Origin of the sequence: Sphingomonas sp. S6, assembly GCF_043498045.1 — a bacterium.
Classification (GTDB): Bacteria; Pseudomonadota; Alphaproteobacteria; order Sphingomonadales; family Sphingomonadaceae; genus Sphingomonas.
In genome coordinates, this window is sequence record NZ_JBIEOE010000012.1 from 46,586 (window position 1) to 64,157 (window position 17,572).

Below are 17,572 nucleotides of genomic sequence, written 5' to 3' on the forward strand. Positions count from 1 at the left end.
CCCGGATGGCCTCCCGCACCGACAAGGCGCGCGGAGCGTTTCGAACGATCGGCGAGGTTTCGGCGGAAACCGGCCTCGCCCACCATATCCTGCGCTATTGGGAAACGCGCTTTCCCCAGCTCAGGCCCGTCACGCGGGCAGGCAACCGGCGCTATTACCGGCCGGAGGACGTCGCGCTGGTCCGCCGCATCGATACGCTGCTCCATCGCGAGGGCTATACGATCCGCGGCGTCCAGCAACTCCTCGCCAACACGGATCGCACGCCGCCGCCGCCGCCGGCCGACGAACAGGCGGACCTGACCACCATGCTGCTCGCGATCCGGAACCGCATCGCCGACGCGTTACGGCAGGACGAATCGCTCCAGTCTCGTTGATGGCATCGGCTTTAGGGTAACAGGCCATCGCGCAGCAGCGATGCGGCCTGGTCCGCCACCTCCGCAATGTCGCGATCCTCGCTCCACACGCCGTACCGAAGGCCCAGAAACACGTTCATTCCCATGATCGCCCAGGCGTGAACGTCATCCACATCCCCCCGCACCTCCCCCCGCGCCGCCGCGGCGCGTAGCCGCGATTCGATTCGCTCCGCTGTGGAGGCGTAATGGGCGCGGAAACTGTCCGAGTCGACGAATTCGGCTTCGTCGATGATGCGATAGATTTCCTTATGGTCGCGGACGAAGCCGATGAATTTGGCAAGCCCCGCCCGTTCCGCCGCCAGCCCATCCGGCGCCGAGCGCACCGCGGGGGCGACATGATCGCGGACCTGCGCCGACATGTCGGTGACGAGCGCACGGAACACCGCGTCCTTCGAATCGAAATAGGTGTAGAAGCTGCCGAGTGCGATGCCGGCGCGACGCGTGATGCCGCTGATCGACGCATCGTGAAACCCGCGCTCCCCAAACTCCACCGCCGCCGCATCGAGCAGCGCGCGCAGTGTCCGCCGTCCCCGCGCCGTCCGCGGTGTCTTGGCCGTGACGGTTGCGGGTGCGCCGGTGCCGTCGGCCGCGTCCACCGCTGCTTCGGTCATAATCGTTCCTCCCCCAAAGACCGAAGTTGAAACCCGGTTCAGGTTTCAGTATAGCGGGTGCAAGAGGGCGTACAAGCCGGGTCAACCGGGCTGACGCCGATCAGGAGGGGAAAGCTATGAACCGGCGTGCATCCACGATCCTCAAGCTCGGCGCGAGCGCAGCGGCGCTGCTAGCGACGCCCGCGATGGCGCAGACGGCCCCGGCCGACGCCCCGCAGAGCGCGGCAGCCGAAACGGCGCCCGATACCAGCGCGACGCCTCCCCAAGACAATGGGGACATCGTCGTCACCGCACGCCGTCGGTCCGAAACGCTGCAAAGCGTGCCGATCGCCGTCACCGCGTTCAGCGCGGACAAGCTCGACAAGATCGGCGCGGTCGACCTGACCGACATCCAGAACGTCACCCCAAATACGACCCTGAAGACCGCACGTGGTTCCAACTCGACGCTCGCCGCCTTCATTCGCGGTGTCGGCCAGCAGGACCCGGTGCCGGGGTTCGAGGCGGGCATCGGCATCTACCTCGACGACGTCTATCTCAACCGGCCGCAGGCAGCGGTGCTCGACATCTATGACGTCGACCGGATCGAGGTGCTGCGCGGGCCGCAGGGTACGCTCTACGGCCGCAACACGATCGGCGGCGCGGTGAAATATGTCACCAAGCGGCTGCCGAACGAGACCGAGCTGCGCGTGAAGGCCAATTACGGGTCGTACGATCAGGCCGATGGCATCGTCGCGCTGTCGACGCCGATCGGCGACATGTTCAAGGTCGGTGTGGCCGGTGCGCGGCTGAGCCGGGGTGGCTTCGGGCGCAACACCAACCTGAATATCGACAATTACAACAAGGACATCTGGGCGGGTCGCGGCACGATCGAGTTCGAGAGCCCGGATACGCGGCTGTTCGTGCGGATCACCGGCGACTACACGCACGACCTCAGCAATCCGCGCAACGGCCACCGTCTGATCTCAGGCCTGCTGTCGGGTGCGCCGGTGCTGGCCAACGTGTTCGACACGCGCGCCGGGCTGAACTTCCCCAAGCAGGACATTCAGGCGGGCGGTCTGTCGATGACCGCGAATGCGCAGCTGACCGATCACCTGACGCTGCGCAGCATCAGCGCGTGGCGCAAGGACACCAGCTTTACGCCGATCGACTTCGACGCGCTGCCCGCGACCGACGTCGACGTGCCCGCCGTTTATCGCAACGAGCAGACGAGCCAGGAATTCCAGCTGCTCTATGCGTCCGACAAGTTGAACGGTCTGGTCGGCTATTATTACCTCGGCGCGAAGGCGGCGACGGGGTTCGGGGTGCTGCTGTCGACGACGCTGCCGGGGTTCGACGCTTATACCGCTGGCGACGTGCGGACCGAGACGTCGTCGATCTATGGCGACTTCACCTATGATTTCACGCCGGAGTTCAGCCTGTCGGTCGGCGGCCGCTACACCTGGGATCAGCGCAACGCTTATGTGTTCAAAGCGAATTACATCGGCCTGACCAGCGAGTTCGGCGGTACGCCGACCCCGTTCGGCACCCCGGCGACGAACTTCCGCGGCATCGCCAATTTCAAGCGCTTCACGCCGCGCGTGTCCCTGAGCTTCAAGCCGGCGGCGGATCATCTGCTCTATGCCTCCTATTCGGAAGGCTTCAAGGGCGGCGGTTTCGATCCGCGCGGATCGGGCACGTCGGCGCCGATCAGCAATCCGGCGGCGGGGCGGACGTATCAGGATATCTACAATTACCTGCTGTTCCGCCCGGAGACCGTCACCAGCTATGAGGCGGGCTATAAGGGCGCGGCGTTCGACAGGCGGCTGACCTGGGCGCTGGCGGGCTTCTATGCGGATTACACCGATGTGCAGGTGCCCGGCTCCGTCGGCTGTCTGCAGAACGGGGTGCAGAGCTTCTGCGGCATCACCACCAACGCCGCCAAGGCGCGGATCAAGGGGATTGAGCTGGAGAGCACCGCGGTGCTGGCGCGCGACTTCGCCGGGATCGGGTCGTCCGTGGTGCTGAACGGGGCGGTGGGGTATATCCACGCCCGCTACCGGACCTTCATCGGCCCGACCGGGGTCGATGTCGCCAACGTCCGCGTGTTCCAGAACACGCCCGACTGGACGGCGAGCGGGACGCTGACCGGCAACGTGCCGGTGGGCGACGGCCTCGTCACCGCCAATTCGACCGTGTCCTACCGCAGCCTGACCCACCAGTTCGAGACGGCGAGCCCGTTCCTCGACCAGCCGGGCTACACGCTGCTCGATGCGGGCCTGACCTATGCGTTCGGCGAGGGGCGGCGGTACACGATCGGCGTGTATGGCAAGAACCTGACCGACGTGCGCTACAAGACCAGCGGGTATCAGTATATCCGGTCGGACATCGCGGGGACGCCGATCCCGGATGCGGCCGGCAAGCCCTTCCCAACGCTGGGCAAGGAGGGCGTTGCGACGGCCTTCTACGGTAACCCGCGTCAGGTGTTCGTGAGCGTCGGGGCGAAGTTTTAAGGTTTGCACTGCCCCTTCGTCACCCCGGACTTGTTCCGGGGTCCACCGGGCCGCATGGGGACGGCAAGAGGCTCCGCTCTCCCCCCTCGCCGCAGAGTGGACCCCGGAACGAGTCCGGGGTGGCGGGTGGGCGGGGCTAGCGCGCGGGAATACCTATGCATGCCATGACTCCCACCCCCCGCTACCGTGCGCTCGTGCTGGCGATGCTGCTGGTCGTCTACACGTTCAATTTCCTCGACCGGCAGATCCTCGGCATCCTGGCGGCGCCGATCAAGGCGGACCTGAAGCTGACCGACACACAGCTGGGGTTGCTGGGCGGCGCGGCGTTCGCGTTGCTCTATTCGACGCTGGCGATCCCGCTGGCGCTGGTCGCCGACCGGACGAGCCGCAGCTGGGTGATCACGATCAGCCTGGCGATGTGGAGCGGCTTTACCGCGCTGTGCGGATTCGCGACCGGATTCTGGCAGTTCTTCGCGTTCCGCCTGGGCGTCGGCGTGGGGGAGGCGGGGGGCGTTGCGCCGTCCTACGCGATGATTTCGGATTACTTCCCGCCGCATCAGCGCGGGCGGGCGCTGTCGATCTATTCGCTGGGCATTCCGATCGGGCTGGCTGCGGGGGCGCTGCTGGGCGGGATCCTGGCGGCGCATGTCGACTGGCGCTGGGCGTTCATCGTCGTCGGGCTGGCAGGCGTCGTCATCGCGCCGATATTTCGGCTGGTGGTGCGCGAGCCGGCGCGCGGGGCGTTCGATCCCGCCGCTGGGACCGAGCGCACTTCGGTGTGGACGGTGTTCGGCATCCTGGCCGCCAAGCCGAGTTTCTGGCTGCTGAGCTTTGCCGCGGCGTTCAGTTCGCTGTGCGGCTATGGCCTGGCCTTCTGGGTGCCGTCCGTTCTGATCCGGTCGTTCGGGTTCACGCTGCTGACCGCGTCGCAATATATCGGGTCGCTGCTGCTGATCGGGGGCACGATCGGCGTGTTCGCGGGCGGGTGGCTGGCCGATCGGATGGGCGGGCGCGATCGCGGCGTCTATGCCAAGCTGCCCGTGGTGGCTTGGGCGATCACGGTGCCACTCTATGCCGCAGGGCTGATGAGCGGATCGCCGGCGCTGTCCTGGTTCCTGTTCCTGATCCCCAACGGGCTCAACATCCTGTGGCTGGGGCCGGTGACGACCGCGGTCCAGCATCTGGTGCCGCCGCCGATGCGCGCGACCGCCTCGGCCAGCTTCCTGCTGATCAACAATCTGATCGGGCTGGGGCTGGGGTCGACGATCATGGGGCGCGTGTCGGACGCGATGACCGCGGCCTATGGGGCCGACGCGCTACGCTATGCAACGGTCTATGCGCTGGGGTTTTATGTCGTCGCGGCGGGGCTGATGCTGTGCGCGGTAAAGCCGCTGCGGCGCGACTGGGTGGGGTGAAGATAGACAACATGAACACCTGAACGGAAACGGTGTAGGGGTATCGTTTCCGTTTGTGTGCGGGTTGAGAAAGTGCGGCGGTCATTGCGAGCGCAGCGAAGCAATCCAGAGCCGGACCAGGACGCCCTGGATTGCTTCGCTTCGCTCGCAATGACGAAACATGGGGATAGGAGGCCTTGGGCGTGTAGGACAGGCTCCGTCATATTGTGCTGCGAATTGAGTGGTTTATGCCGACCCCGGTCCAACACCCCTTTCGTCATCCCGGCGAACGCCGGGATCCATGGACTGCGCGCCATAAGCGTTGGCGCGCCTCCGTTACCGTTCTGCCTCCATGGATCCCGGCGTTCGCCGGGATGACGAAGGGCGAGGGGGATTACCGTTCGCGGGTCGCGGCGAATCGGACCTTCGAATAGCGGTCGGCAATGTAGCCGACTTCCCACGCGCTTTTGGCGAGGAAGACGGGGTTGCCGTCGCGGTCCTTGGCCATCGCCGAGCGGTTGAGGTCGGTGAACGCCTTCAGGTCGGCGGGGTCCTGTGCCGAGACCCAGCGCGCTGTTTCGAACGGAGCGGGCTCAAGGCCCGCGGCGACCTTATATTCGACCTCTAACCGGCTGAGCAGCACTTCCAGCTGCAGCTGGCCGACGACGCCGATGATCCAGTTGCTGCCGATTTCGGGGTAGAAGACCTGCGTCACGCCCTCTTCGGCCATGTCGTCGAGCGCCTTGCGCAGCTGCTTGGTCTTGGTCGGGTCCTTCAGCTGAACACGGCGCAGGATTTCGGGCGCGAAATTGGGCAGGCCGGTGAAGCGGACGTCGGCGCGCTCCGACAGCGTGTCCCCCACCCGCAGCGTGCCGTGGTTGGGGATGCCGATGATGTCGCCGGGAAAGGCTTCATCGGCGACTTCGCGGTTCTGCGCGAAGAACAGGATCGGCGAATGGACCGCGATCGGCTTGCCGTGACCGGTAGGGGTCAGCTTCATGCCGCGTTTGAAGGTGCCCGAACACAGCCGCATGAAGGCGATGCGGTCGCGGTGGTTGGGGTCCATGTTCGCCTGCACCTTGAAGACGAAGCCGGTGACTTCGTCGTTATCGGGCGCGACGGGGGCGGGTTCTGCGGGCTGTGCGCGCGGCGGCGGCGCGTGCTCGGCAAGCGCGCCGATCAGTTCGGCGACGCCGAAGTCCTTGAGCGCGGAACCGAAATAGACGGGGGTGAGGTCGCCGTTGCGATAGGCCTCGCCGTCGAATTCGGCATAGCCGGCCTGGGCGAGTTCGATCTCCTCCGCCCAGCGGTTGGACAGCTTGGGGTCGGCCTCGGTCTTGCCGAGGAACGCGCGGCTGTCGCCTTCGGGGCGGCTGATCGTGTTGGTGGTGAGGTCCAGCACGCCTTCGAATTCGCCGCCCATGCCGACCGGCCAGCTCATCGGGCACACGTCGAGCGCAAGCATGTCGGCGATCTCGTCGAGCAGTTCGAAGACCGGGCGGCCTTCGCGATCGACCTTGTTGACGAAGGTGATGATCGGGACCGAACGCAGGCGGCAGACCTCGAACAACTTACGCGTCTGCGGCTCGATGCCTTTGGCGGCGTCGATCACCATGACGGCGGAATCGACCGCGGTGAGGGTGCGGTAGGTGTCTTCGCTGAAGTCTTCGTGGCCCGGCGTATCGAGCAGGTTGAAGGTGATGCCGTCACGCTCGAACGTCATCACCGACGAGGTGACGGAAATGCCGCGCTGCTGTTCGATCTTCATCCAGTCGGACCGGGCGCGGCGGTTTTGCCCGCGCGCCTTCACTTCGCCGGCGAGGTGGATGGCGCCGCCGAAATAGAGCAGTTTTTCGGTGAGCGTCGTCTTGCCCGCGTCGGGGTGGGAGATGATCGCGAAGGTGCGGCGGGGGGAAGTCACAGGCAGTCTCGGGCGGCTGCGCGGGCCGATTCGGCACCGCGGAAGTGGACGAAGTGGACGGTACGTAAGTGTCGAAAACGCCCTCCGCGACGGGCCCGCCGGGTGAGGGGCGGGGTGCGGCGGGCATGGGTCATGCTGGCCCTTTGCCAGATTTGTGCGGTGTAGGACAGAGGGGGGTGTGCACCGCCGTCATTCCCGCGAAGGCGGGAATCCAGACTGGCTGGCCTTCCGGCTTGAACGAAACGGTAGAGGTTATGGATTCCCGCCTTCGCGGGAATGACGAAGGATGTTTTTGCCACCGAATGTGTTGAAATGGGCGTACGTGGAATGTCTCGACTTCGGAGGTGGCGGCCATTCAGGGGAAGCGGATTTCGCCTTCGTTACTGCTAACATCGAAGAAGCCCACACCGTGTTTTACTGCAAGGCGGTCAACTTCTGCGAAGGCTAATTCGGCCACCGACCAAGCGAATGCCGCATAGATGACGGATCGGCCAATCGAGTAATCGGTCACGTTCGGATTGTCATAATCGCTCGACGCATGGGGGCCGTTCATTGGCGGAAACGCTTCCGACATCTCCGCAAACCATGCTGCAAGCAAGGGGGTGGTGACTTGCGGATCGTCATAGGAATGACCCTCATCCCACGCTGTCTGGTCATCATACCAACGCAGAAATTCATCTCTGCTGCGCGGAGCAATAGCAGGGTCGAACACCATTAAGTCGTAGCTCATGCAAGAGTTCTGATTGATGCCTCGAACGTCCGCAAGTGGGGCGAGAGGATACTCTCCGGTTATCCCTCAATCGATCCGCATCGCTTCTGCCGCCAGCGCTTCCGCTTCGATCAGTAGCGCGTCGTCGGCGGAGCCGGTGGAGACCTTTTCGCGGCCGATCAGGGTCAGCACCGGCACCGCGAGGGGGGTGATGCGGTCGAGGTCGACGTGGAGCATCGTGTCGGCGGCGCGGTCGAGCAGGTGCGCCAAGCGGCCGACGTCGGTCATGCGGGCGCGGGCGTCGTCCCAGGCGGCTTGCAGGAGCAGGTGCGTGGGTTCGTATTTGCGCAGGACGTCGTAGATGAGGTCCGTCGAGAAGGTCACCTGTCGGCCGGTCTTGCGCTTGCCGGGGTGCTGGCGTTCGACGAGGCCGCCGATCACCGCGACCTCGCGGAAGGCGCGTTTGAGCAGGTGGCTCTGCTGCACCCAGTCGACGAATTCGTGTTCGAGGATGTCGGGGCTGAACAAGGCGGCGGGGTCGGTGACCTGTTCGAGGCCGTAGCAGGCGAGCGCATAGTCGTTGGCGACGAAGCCCAACGGCTTCAGCCCCTCCGCCTCCATGCGGCGGGTGATGAGCATGCCCAATGACTGGTGCGCGTTCCAGCCTTCGAAGCTGTAGGCGACCATATAGTGGCGGCCTTCGCGCGGGAAGGTTTCGACCAGCAGCTGGCCGGGGCGGGGGAGGGCGGAGCGTTTCGCCTGGAATTCCAGCCAGTCGCGCACGTCGGGCGGGAAGCGGTGCCATTGCTCCGGTTCGGCGAGGAAGTGGCGGACGCGGGTGGCGAGGTTGGTCGACAGCGGCATGCGGCTGCCGCCGTAGGTGGGAATGCGGGCGGGTTTGCTCGAGGCGCGGACGATCAGGTCTTCGGTGTCGATGCTCTGCACTTCGCAGCTGAGGCCGGCGAAGAAGAAGGTGTCGCCGGGGCTGAGCTGTGCGGCGAAGCCTTCCTCGACCTTGCCGAGATGGCGGCCGTTCTTGAAGCGGACGTTGAGCATCGTCGCCTCGACGATGATGCCGGCGTTGAGGCGGTGCTGCGTCACGAACCTGGGGTGGCTGACGCGCCACAGGCCGTCGGGGTCCTTCGTCAGGCGCTTGAAGCGATCGTAGGCCTTCAGGCTGTAGCCGCCGTCGCTGATGAAATGGAGGACGCGGTCGAACGTGTCGTCGTCGAGCGCCGAATAGGGCAAAGCGGAGCGGATTTCGTCGAGCAAGGCCGCCTGGTCGAAGGGCGCGGCGCAGGCGAGCGCCATGACGTGCTGGGCGAGCACGTCCAGCGCGCCGGGGCGGAAGATGTCGGGGTCGAGTTCGCCCGCTTCCACCGCGTCCAAGGCGGCGCGCGCTTCGAGATATTCGAAGCGGTTGCCGGGGACGAGGATGCCTTGCGACGCTTCGTCGAGGCGGTGGTTGGAGCGGCCGAGGCGCTGGAGCAGGCGGCTGGAGCCCTTGGGCGCGCCCATCTGGATGACGCAATCGACATTGCCCCAGTCGACGCCGAGGTCGAGGCTGGCGGTGGCGACAAGCGCGCGCAACCGGCCCGATGCCATCGCGCCTTCGACCTTGCGGCGCGCTTCGAGCGCAAGGCTGCCGTGGTGGACGCCGATCGGCAGGCTGTTGGTGTTCACCTTCCACAGATCCTGGAAGATCAGTTCGGCGAGGCTGCGGGTGTTGCAGAAGATGATCGAGGTGGCGTGCGCCTCGATCTCAGCCATCACCTGTTGCGCGGCATAGCGGCCCGAATGGCCGGACCAGGGCACGCGGTCTTCGGGGAGCAGGATGGTGATGTCGGGGTCGGCGCCGGCTTCGCCCTGCACCAGCGCGACCTCACCGATGTCGCCGTCAGGGGCGAGCCACGCGCGATAGCCGTCGGTGTCGGCGACGGTGGCGGACAAAGCGACGCGGCGTAAGGCAGGGCTGATCCGCTGGAGGCGCGCCATGCAGAGCGAGAGCAGGTCACCGCGCTTGCCGGTGGCGAAGGCGTGGACTTCGTCGATCACGATCGTCTTCAGGCCGGCGAACATCGTGACGCTGTCGGGATAGCTGAGCAGCAGCGACAGCGATTCAGGCGTGGTGAGCAGGATCTGCGGCGGCTTCACCCGCTGGCGCGCCTTGCGGTCGCTGGGCGTGTCGCCGGTGCGGGTTTCGACGCGGATGTCGACGCCCATTTCGTCGAGGGGGGTGACGAGGTTGCGCTGGATGTCGACCGCGAGCGCCTTCAGCGGCGAGACGTAGAGGGTGTGGAGTCCGTTCGTCGGCGCCTCGATCAGCTCGGCGAGCGTCGGGAGGAAGCCGGCGAGCGTCTTGCCGGCGCCGGTGGTGGCGACAAGCAACGCATGGCGGCCGGCGCGGGCCTCGCGCAGCATGTCGAGCTGGTGGCGGCGCGGGCGCCAGCCGCGGGAGGCGAACCAGTCGGTCAGCGGCTGGGGGAGATCCATCGTGATGTATGTAGGGGCGCGCGCGGGCTGCGCCATATCCCCCGTCACCCCGAACTGGTTCCGGGGTCCACCGGGCCACGGGGGGACAAGAGGTTCGGGCCGTCCCCCTCGCCGCGGAGTGGACCCCGGACCAAGTCCGGGGTGACGGCATATGCGGGGATGGGACACGGGGGCCCATCTGGCGCGTAGTAGCGGGATGGCACGATTGGGCGACTGGCTGGAACCGCATCCGCACGGGATCTACGTGAAGCCGGCGGATGCGTGGATCGATCCGTCCGAGCCCGTGGCCAAGGCGCTGGTGACGCATGGTCATGCCGATCACGCGCGCGGTGGGCATGCAGCGGTGTGGGCGACGCCGGAGACGCTCGCGATCATGGATGCACGTTATGGCGAGCAGGCGGGCCACCCCGTCGCGTATGGCGAGAGTATCCGGATGGGGGAGGTCGAGGTCGGCTATGTCCCCGCGGGCCATGTGCTGGGATCGGCGCAGATCGTGCTCGATTATCGCGGCGAGCGCGTCGTCGTCTCGGGGGATTACAAGCGGCGACCCGACCCCACGTGCGCGGCGTTCGAGCCGGTGAAGTGCGACGTGTTCGTGACCGAGGCGACGTTTGCGCTGCCGGTGTTCCGCCATCCCGATACCGGCGACGAGATCGACAAGTTGATCGAGCGGCTGCACGCCAACCCCGATCGCTGCGTGCTGGTGGGGGCCTATGCGCTGGGCAAGGCGCAGCGGGTGATCGCCGAATTGCGCGAGCGCGGGCATATGGCGCCGATCTACATCCACGGCGCGCTGCAGCGATTGTGCGACCTGTATGCCGAACATGGCGTGCGGCTGGGCGAGCTGTTGCCGGTCGCCGACGCCAAGAAGGCGGATATGGCGGGGCATGTCGTGATGTGCCCGCCCGGCGCGCTCAACGACCGCTGGTCGCGGCGGCTGCCCGATCCGATCACCGCGATGGCGAGCGGGTGGATGCGGGTGCGCCAGCGCGCGCGGCAGAAGAACGTCGAACTGCCGCTGATCCTGTCCGACCACGCCGATTGGGACGAACTGACCGAGACGCTGAGCGAGATCGCCCCGCGCGAGGTGTGGGTGACGCACGGCCGCGAAGAGGCGCTGGTCCATTGGTGCGAGCAACGCCAGATGAAGGCGCGCGCACTGGCGCTGGTGGGGTTCGAGGATGAGGACGATTGAGGGCGTCCGTCCCCGGCTCGGCATCAATCGGCGGTTAACGCCACTGCGCTAGCGCCGTCCGTACCTGCGAAAAGGACGGTAACGATGCGGATATGGCCCTGTCTCCTGCTGCTGGCGATCGCGCAGCCTGCCTGGGCCGGACGCGACGAGGCGCCGTACTACGGGCCGATGAAGCGCTGGCATGGCATCGGCTACAAGCTGGGCTACGAAGACAGGATCGCAAAGGACGGGTCGTGGCAGATCGAGACCGCCGTGCGCGGTCGCGACGAGGCAATCGACATGGCGCTGTATCGGGCCGCGGAGCGGGCGCGCGACGAGGGCTATCGTTACGTCATGTTGCTTGGTGGCAGGGGCGTGACGTCATACGGCATAAGCAGCGCGACGCTGTACGCGCGGCCGAGCCAAGAGGCGGTCGCGCCGGTCGGCTGCCGGTCGCGCAAGGCAACGGCCTGCTACACCGCCGACGTGGCGGAGGTGTTGCGCATCCTGGGCGGACCGGACGGCACGCAGCCCGGTGTCGCGATCGTCGATCACCGCGACGAATATGGCCGCGAGGTCTTCCTGTCGGGTTATGGCACCGGCGCGATCGCCGCGCTGGCGGCCGGTCGGCCCGGCGGATCGACGATGAAGACCATCGACGGGCGCCTAATGATCACCGAGTCGGCGCCTACCGTACCGCGGGGGGTGATTCCCGCCGCGCCTGTCGCGCCGGTGGCCGCTACACGCGTATCGCCCCCGCCCGCGCAGCCGATCAAGATCGTGGCGCTGTCGCAGGCGCCGGCTTCGCAGGGGAACGACCGGTGGACCGCAGACGAAAATTTCCGCCGCACGCGTGAGGCGAACCAGCCGGTCCGGGGCCGCGACGCCCGACAGGGGTGGACGATCAGCGACTGATCGGTGACGGATAGTTGTAAGTCCTCACCCCGTCATGCCGGACTTGATCCGGCATCCCGCTTCTCTCTTGGCGGCGACGTAAGAAGCGGGACCCCGGCTCAAGGCCGGGGTGACGGAAGTGGGGTGGCGCCGGTTGCGTGATGGGGGTGGGGGGATCAGGCGAGCTGGTCGGACAGGTCGCGCCCATCGGGATTGTTGCGTTCGATCAGCGCGATCTTCCAGTCGCGGTGCCAGCGTTGGAGGCGCTTTTCGTGTGCGATACAGTTGGTGATCGTGGCGCCGCGTTCGGCCCAGACGAGGCGGTGCAATCCGTAGCGGCGGCAGAAATCCGATCCGTCGCCGGTGCGATGCTGGTGGATGCGGGCGGTCAGATGCGCGGTGACGCCGACGTAGAGCGTGCCGCGGTAGCGGTCGCTCATGAAGTAGACCCAGCCGCCGCGGTCGTATGGCATGCGGGGATGGTGGAAACGGGCGGGCGGTGAGTCAAGATCAGACGTTTTGATTTGGGCTGGGGCGTCGGTGTTTGCTGAAGGGGGAGAAGAAGCGGGACCCCGGGTCGAGCCCGGGGTGACGAAGGGGTGGGGGGCTTGGGGCTGGGTTCGTTTGGCGGGTAGGAGGCTCGCTCGTGATCGGCCTGGGGTTCCCGGTAACATTCCCCGTCACCCCGGCCTTGAGCCGGGGTCCCGCTTCTTTTCGACCGAGCGTAGGATGAGGAAACGTTGCCTCACGTCAGGCCCGGGGTGACGCGAGGCGGATCAGCCGCCCAACGCCCGCGCACGGCGGCGTTGGACGCTGCTGCCGATGCCCATCGCTTCGCGGTATTTGGCGACGGTGCGGCGGGCGATGTCGAAGCCTTTGGCTTGGAGCAGTTCGACCAATGTGTCGTCGGACAGGATCTTGGCGCCTTCGCCGGCGATGAGCGCGCGGATAGCGCTTTTGACTGCTTCCGCCGACACCGCGTCGCCGCCGTCGGCCGCCTGGATCGCGCTGGTGAAGAAGTATTTGAGTTCGAAGACGCCGCGCGCGCAGCTCAAATATTTGTTGCTCGTCACGCGGCTGACGGTCGATTCGTGCATTTCGATCGCCTCGGCCACCTTGGCGAGTGTCATCGGTTTGAGGTGGGCGACGCCTTGCAGGAAGAAGGCTTCCTGCTGTTTCACGATTTCGGTCGCGACCTTGATGATCGTGCGCTGACGCTGGTCCAATGCCTTGATGAGCCAATTGGCGGATGCGAGCGCGTCGGACAGCCAGGCCTTGGAACTCTTGTCCTGCGGGCCGTGGCTGAGTTCGTGATAATAGCGGCGGTTGACGAGGACGCGCGGTAGCGTCGCGGCGTTGAGTTCGATGCCCCAGCCGGCCTTGGTCTTCATCACGAACAGGTCGGGCGTCACCGCGGGCGCGGGTTCGCCGCCGTAGCGGCAGCCGGGCTTGGGATCGTAGCTGCGCAGCTCGCGGATCATGTCCGCCATGTCCTCGTCATCGACGCCGCACATGCGCTTGAGGCGAGTGAGCTCGCCGCGCGCGAGCAGATCGAGATTGTCGATCAGCCGCGCCATGCAGGGATCGTAGCGGTCCGCTTCCTTGGCCTGCAAGGCGATGCATTCGGCCAGGTCGCGCGCGCCGACGCCGGTGGGGTCGAGCGTTTGGATCTGCTCCAGGACATGTTCGACGCGGGCGAGCGCGGTGCCGAGGCGATTGGCGATGTCGAGCAGGGGGACGGTGAGGTAGCCCGCCTCGTCGATCTGGTCGATCAGATGCTGGGCGATGAACCAGTCGGGGCCGTCGATGACCGCGCCGGCCTGGGCGAGAAGGTGGTCGGCGAGGCTCTTGTCGCCTTCCGCGAACGAATCGAAGTCGATGCCGTCTTCGCCGCCGACCCCGCCGCCGCCCGATCCGCCGTTGAGGCCGAGCGCGCCGTCGAAGCCGCCACCACCGTCGGCGACGCTGTCCTGCTGGTGGCTTTCAGTGGCATAGTCGACGTCGAGCGGATCGGCCTTGGCGGCGCCGGTGACGAGATCGTCGGCGCCGGCGGGTTCGTCACGCTCGATGCGTTCGGGGCGGACGACCTCTTCGGTCTGCGCGGCTTCGAGCAGGGGGTTTTTCTCGATCTCTTCGGCGATGAAGCCTTCGATTTCGAGGTTGGACAGCGCGAGCAGCTTGATCGCCTGCTGCAGCTGCGGCGTCATCACCAGCGATTGCGACTGGCGGATGTCGAGGCGGGGGGCGAGAGACATCAGACCGTCACCCCAGCGCAGGCTGGGGTCTTCTTCGACCGTGAGCGCCGGTCGCACGAGATCCCAGCCTGCGCTGGGATGACGGTTGGGGGGACCGCCGTCTCCATATCCCTACAGCGAGAAGCCCTCGCCGAGGTACAGGCGGCGGACGTTGGCGTCGGCGACCAGTTCTTCCGGCGAGCCGGCGAACAGCACGCGGCCATCGTAGATGATGTAGGCGCGATCGACGATGTCGAGCGTTTCGCGGACGTTGTGGTCGGTGATCAGCACGCCGATGTCGCGGCGCTTCAGGTCCTTCACCAGATCGCGGATGTCGGCGATCGAGATGGGGTCGATGCCGGCGAAGGGTTCGTCGAGCAGCATGATCGACGGATCGGCGGCGAGCGCGCGGGCGATCTCGGCGCGGCGGCGTTCGCCGCCCGACAGCGCCATCGCCGGGCTGGCTCGCAGGCGGGTGAGGCCGAATTCGTCGAGCAGTTTGTCGAGCTTGGCGGGGCGCTTCGCCTTGTCGGGTTCGGAGAGTTCGAGGACCGCGCCGATGTTCTTTTCGATCGACAGGCCGCGGAAGATGCTGGTTTCCTGCGGCAGATAGCCGAGGCCCAGGATCGCGCGGCGGTACATCGGCAGGCGGGTGATATCCTCGCCATCGAGCATGATGCGGCCCGAATCGGGCTTCACCAGACCCATCACCGAATAGAAGCAGGTCGTCTTGCCCGCGCCATTGGGTCCGAGCAGGCCGACCACCTCGCCACGGTCGACCGAGACGGAGACGTCGGTAAGGACGACGCGCTTGTCGTAGGACTTGGCGATCGAGATCGCTTGCAGGCCGCGGTTGGCGGGCGCTTCGTGGATCGCTTCGGCAGTTTGAAGGTCGGTCACGGCGTCCATCGGCTGATGCCTCGCATCAAAGGGTTAGCGGAGCGTTGCCGGCGGAGGGCCCGTTGGCAAGCTTCGTGCATGCGGCTTGCGTCATGGCGCGGGGAGGGCGCGGAGGGAAGCCCCCTTGCGATGGGTGGGGGCTGCGGGCGACCCGTCACCCCGGACTTGGTCCGGGGTTCACCGGGCCGCAAGGAGGGGGACAAGAGGCTCCGGCCGGCCCCCTCGCCGCAGAGTGGACCCCGGAACGAGTCCGGGGTGACGGAGACATTGGGCGGCTGCCCCGGTGCCTCAGTTGCGCTTGGGCACCGAGAAGGTGCCGGTCACGCGGCCGTTGGGGGCGGCGCTGGTCGTGGCGCCGGGCGCGCCGGCGGAGCCGCGGACCGAGGAGCCGTCGATCACGGCGCGGCCGGTGTCGAGGTTGATGGTCAGGCGGCCGCCGTTCACGGTGTTGCCGCCCTGTGTCAGCGTGACCGCGCCCAGCATCGTGATGACGCGGCGGTTGAGATCGTAGATGGCATATTGCGCCTTGGCGGTCTGATCCGGGCGCTTGACCGTGACGCCGCCGCTCGCGTCGAGACGCGAGACCTGCGGGTTCCCGCCGATCACCTGCCCCGTGTAGAACACCGTCATGCGCGCCGCGGTGAGCGTCATTTCCGCCTGGCGGACATTGACATTGCCCGACAGGACCGCCCGATTCGCCTTGTCCTGCAATTCGATCGTGTCCGCGCCGAAATCGATCGGCGCGTTCGAATTGTGCGCGGTCTGCGCGGCCAGAGGGGCGGCGACGGTGAGAATGGCCGGGGCAAGGACGGCCGGGATGAGGAAAGGGAGCGCGCGCATGGGCGGCTATTTCGTCCTTCCCGGCACGATCCGCAAGCGGGCATTGCCGGTGAGGCGCACGGTGCGATCGTCGAGATTGGCGTTCAGGCGATCGGCGCTGAAATTCCCTTGCGTGACGGTGCCGGTGACCTTGCCATCGCTCTGCATCGTCTTGGATTTCAAATCGATCGTCGCATCGCTGGTGTCGAGGCGATAGTTGTTGGGGCCGCGCACCGCGATCGGCCCGTCGACCTTCATCTGTTCGGTCTTGAGGTCGTAGCGCCCCTGATCGGCGCGCAGCGTCGCCGGGCCGTCCTGCAACTGCAGATCGGCGGCCATGCGGTTGATCTGGACGATCGGCACGCTGCTGCTTTGCTGCACCGCCGAGCCGGCGTTGAGCGTGAACGCCTGCCCCTTGTCGTCCTGCCCGCGATAGGTCGCGGCCTGCAGCTTCATGCGTTCCTTGGCGACCTCGACCTTGTTCTTGTCGAGCACGAAGGAGACTTCGTTGCTGGCGGTGAGCGGCGCCATGACGAGAAAGGCGGCAAGCACGCCGATCGCGATCGGCAGCCCGCTGTTGAGCAAGGTGATGAGCCGGTCGTGGCGGCTGCCGGGCGCGGCCCAGCGCTGGCGTGCCGTCCGCACGCGCGCCAGGCCATCGCCGGTCGCCGCCATCGCCTCAGGCATGCGCGAAGATGTCGATTTCGGGCCAGCCGACGAGATCGAGCGCTGCGCGAGTGGGCAGGAAGTCGAAGCACTGCTGCGCCAGTTCCATGCGGCCTTCGCGGATCAGGCGGCGGTCCAGCTCGGTCTTCAGGCGGTGGAGGAAGCGGACGTCGCTGGCCGCATAATCCTTTTGCGCGTCGCTGAGTTCGGGCGATCCCCAGTCGGACGATTGCTGCTGCTTGCTGAGTTCCTGCCCCAGCAGTTCGCGGACCAGTTCTTTCAGGCCATGACGATCGGTGTAGGTGCGAATCAGGCGCGAGGCGATCTTGGTGTCGTATGCCGGGGCGGCGACGACGCCGAGATAATGCTGGAGCGCGGCGATATCGAACCGGCCAAAATGATAGAGCTTCACGCGCGCAGGGTCGCCCAGCACCGCCTTCAGATTGGGCGCGGCATAATCGCTGTCGGGGCCGAAGCGGACGAGATGTTCGTCGGGGCCGCCATCGGACAGCTGCACGACGCACAGGCGATCGCGGGGCGTGATGAGACCCATGGTTTCGGTGTCGACGGCGATCGATGCGCCGGGAGCGAAGACGTCGGCGGGGAGGTCTTCCTCGTGGAAGTGAACGGTCATGCCGCAGCCCTACGCGGCTCCGCGGCGCGGCTCAACGATTAACATTGTGTCACCGAAACATCGCGATACGTGCGCACCACAGCGATAAACGTGCTGTGGCGGCCACAATGGGCAAGTATCGGCACGACTTGCACCCAAGATACGACGAATTTGTTCGCGGGGACTTGTAATGTGCGCTATGGCAGCTCCCAAGGCGCAATAGGTTTGGCGCCCGGAGGCTC

Annotated in this window: 15 protein-coding genes; 5 read left to right on the forward strand and 10 right to left on the reverse strand. The window is 66.4% G+C overall.

What is annotated here, in order from left to right:
• The first annotated feature begins 5 nt into the window (after positions 1-5).
• Positions 6-374, forward strand: coding sequence for a MerR family transcriptional regulator (locus ACGVWT_RS15305; RefSeq protein WP_315462605.1), 369 nt, complete (start codon positions 6-8; stop codon positions 372-374).
• Between the two features lie 11 nt (positions 375-385).
• Here ACGVWT_RS15305 and ACGVWT_RS15310 read toward each other — a convergent pair whose 3' ends face one another.
• Positions 386-1,024, reverse strand: a complete 639-nt coding sequence (locus ACGVWT_RS15310) for a TetR/AcrR family transcriptional regulator (RefSeq protein ID WP_315462606.1) — start codon at positions 1,022-1,024, stop codon at positions 386-388.
• Positions 1,025-1,140: 116 nt separating this feature from the next.
• Here ACGVWT_RS15310 and ACGVWT_RS15315 point away from each other — a divergent pair, with 116 nt between their 5' ends.
• Together ACGVWT_RS15315 and ACGVWT_RS15320 are read left to right on the forward strand one after the other, a co-directional pair.
• On the forward strand, positions 1,141-3,513 hold the full coding sequence (locus tag ACGVWT_RS15315; protein WP_315462607.1) for a TonB-dependent receptor domain-containing protein: 2,373 nt from the start codon (positions 1,141-1,143) through the stop codon (positions 3,511-3,513).
• Positions 3,514-3,668: 155 nt separating this feature from the next.
• Entirely contained in the window at positions 3,669-4,928 is a 1,260-nt protein-coding gene (locus ACGVWT_RS15320; protein WP_315462608.1) for an MFS transporter, read from the forward strand.
• 373 nt (positions 4,929-5,301) lie between these two features.
• Here ACGVWT_RS15320 and ACGVWT_RS15325 read toward each other — a convergent pair whose 3' ends face one another.
• The 3 genes from ACGVWT_RS15325 to ACGVWT_RS15335 all read right to left on the reverse strand — a co-directional run bounded on the left by ACGVWT_RS15325 (position 5,302) and on the right by ACGVWT_RS15335 (position 10,030).
• Complete coding sequence (locus ACGVWT_RS15325; RefSeq protein WP_315462609.1) at positions 5,302-6,828, reverse strand: peptide chain release factor 3; 1,527 nt, start codon at positions 6,826-6,828, stop codon at positions 5,302-5,304.
• A gap of 355 nt (positions 6,829-7,183) precedes the next feature.
• The gene (locus tag ACGVWT_RS15330; protein ID WP_315462610.1) at positions 7,184-7,558 is read right to left on the reverse strand and encodes a hypothetical protein; all 375 of its coding nucleotides are present in this window, start codon (positions 7,556-7,558) and stop codon (positions 7,184-7,186) included.
• A 66-nt stretch (positions 7,559-7,624) separates the two neighbouring features.
• A complete protein-coding gene (locus ACGVWT_RS15335; protein ID WP_315462611.1) occupies positions 7,625-10,030 on the reverse strand; it encodes a ligase-associated DNA damage response DEXH box helicase in 2,406 nt (801 codons plus the stop codon).
• Between the two features lie 196 nt (positions 10,031-10,226).
• Here ACGVWT_RS15335 and ACGVWT_RS15340 point away from each other — a divergent pair, with 196 nt between their 5' ends.
• Together ACGVWT_RS15340 and ACGVWT_RS15345 are read left to right on the forward strand one after the other, a co-directional pair.
• Entirely contained in the window at positions 10,227-11,225 is a 999-nt protein-coding gene (locus ACGVWT_RS15340) for a ligase-associated DNA damage response exonuclease (RefSeq protein WP_315462612.1), read from the forward strand.
• An 84-nt stretch (positions 11,226-11,309) separates the two neighbouring features.
• Positions 11,310-12,119, forward strand: coding sequence for a hypothetical protein (locus tag ACGVWT_RS15345; RefSeq protein WP_315462613.1), 810 nt, complete (start codon positions 11,310-11,312; stop codon positions 12,117-12,119).
• Positions 12,120-12,274: 155 nt separating this feature from the next.
• On the opposite strand, the gene ACGVWT_RS15350 is transcribed toward ACGVWT_RS15345, so the two are convergent.
• The 6 genes from ACGVWT_RS15350 to ACGVWT_RS15375 form a co-directional block, all read right to left on the reverse strand.
• Positions 12,275-12,571: a GIY-YIG nuclease family protein gene (locus ACGVWT_RS15350; RefSeq protein WP_315462614.1), complete on the reverse strand. Its 297-nt coding sequence runs from the start codon at positions 12,569-12,571 to the stop codon at positions 12,275-12,277.
• A gap of 303 nt (positions 12,572-12,874) precedes the next feature.
• Entirely contained in the window at positions 12,875-14,353 is a 1,479-nt protein-coding gene (rpoN, locus tag ACGVWT_RS15355; protein ID WP_315462615.1) for an RNA polymerase factor sigma-54, read from the reverse strand.
• A gap of 111 nt (positions 14,354-14,464) precedes the next feature.
• Entirely contained in the window at positions 14,465-15,241 is a 777-nt protein-coding gene (gene lptB / locus ACGVWT_RS15360; RefSeq protein WP_315462616.1) for an LPS export ABC transporter ATP-binding protein, read from the reverse strand.
• A 279-nt stretch (positions 15,242-15,520) separates the two neighbouring features.
• On the reverse strand, positions 15,521-16,072 hold the full coding sequence (locus ACGVWT_RS15365) for an LptA/OstA family protein (RefSeq protein WP_315462617.1): 552 nt from the start codon (positions 16,070-16,072) through the stop codon (positions 15,521-15,523).
• A gap of 6 nt (positions 16,073-16,078) precedes the next feature.
• On the reverse strand, positions 16,079-16,738 hold the full coding sequence (gene lptC / locus ACGVWT_RS15370; RefSeq protein ID WP_315462618.1) for an LPS export ABC transporter periplasmic protein LptC: 660 nt from the start codon (positions 16,736-16,738) through the stop codon (positions 16,079-16,081).
• Positions 16,731-17,351 carry a ribonuclease D gene (locus ACGVWT_RS15375; RefSeq protein WP_315462619.1) on the reverse strand — a complete coding sequence of 207 codons (621 nt, stop codon included), beginning with the start codon at positions 17,349-17,351 and terminating at the stop codon, positions 16,731-16,733. The genes lptC and ACGVWT_RS15375 overlap by 8 nt, the downstream gene beginning before the upstream one ends.
• Positions 17,352-17,572 lie beyond the last annotated feature (221 nt).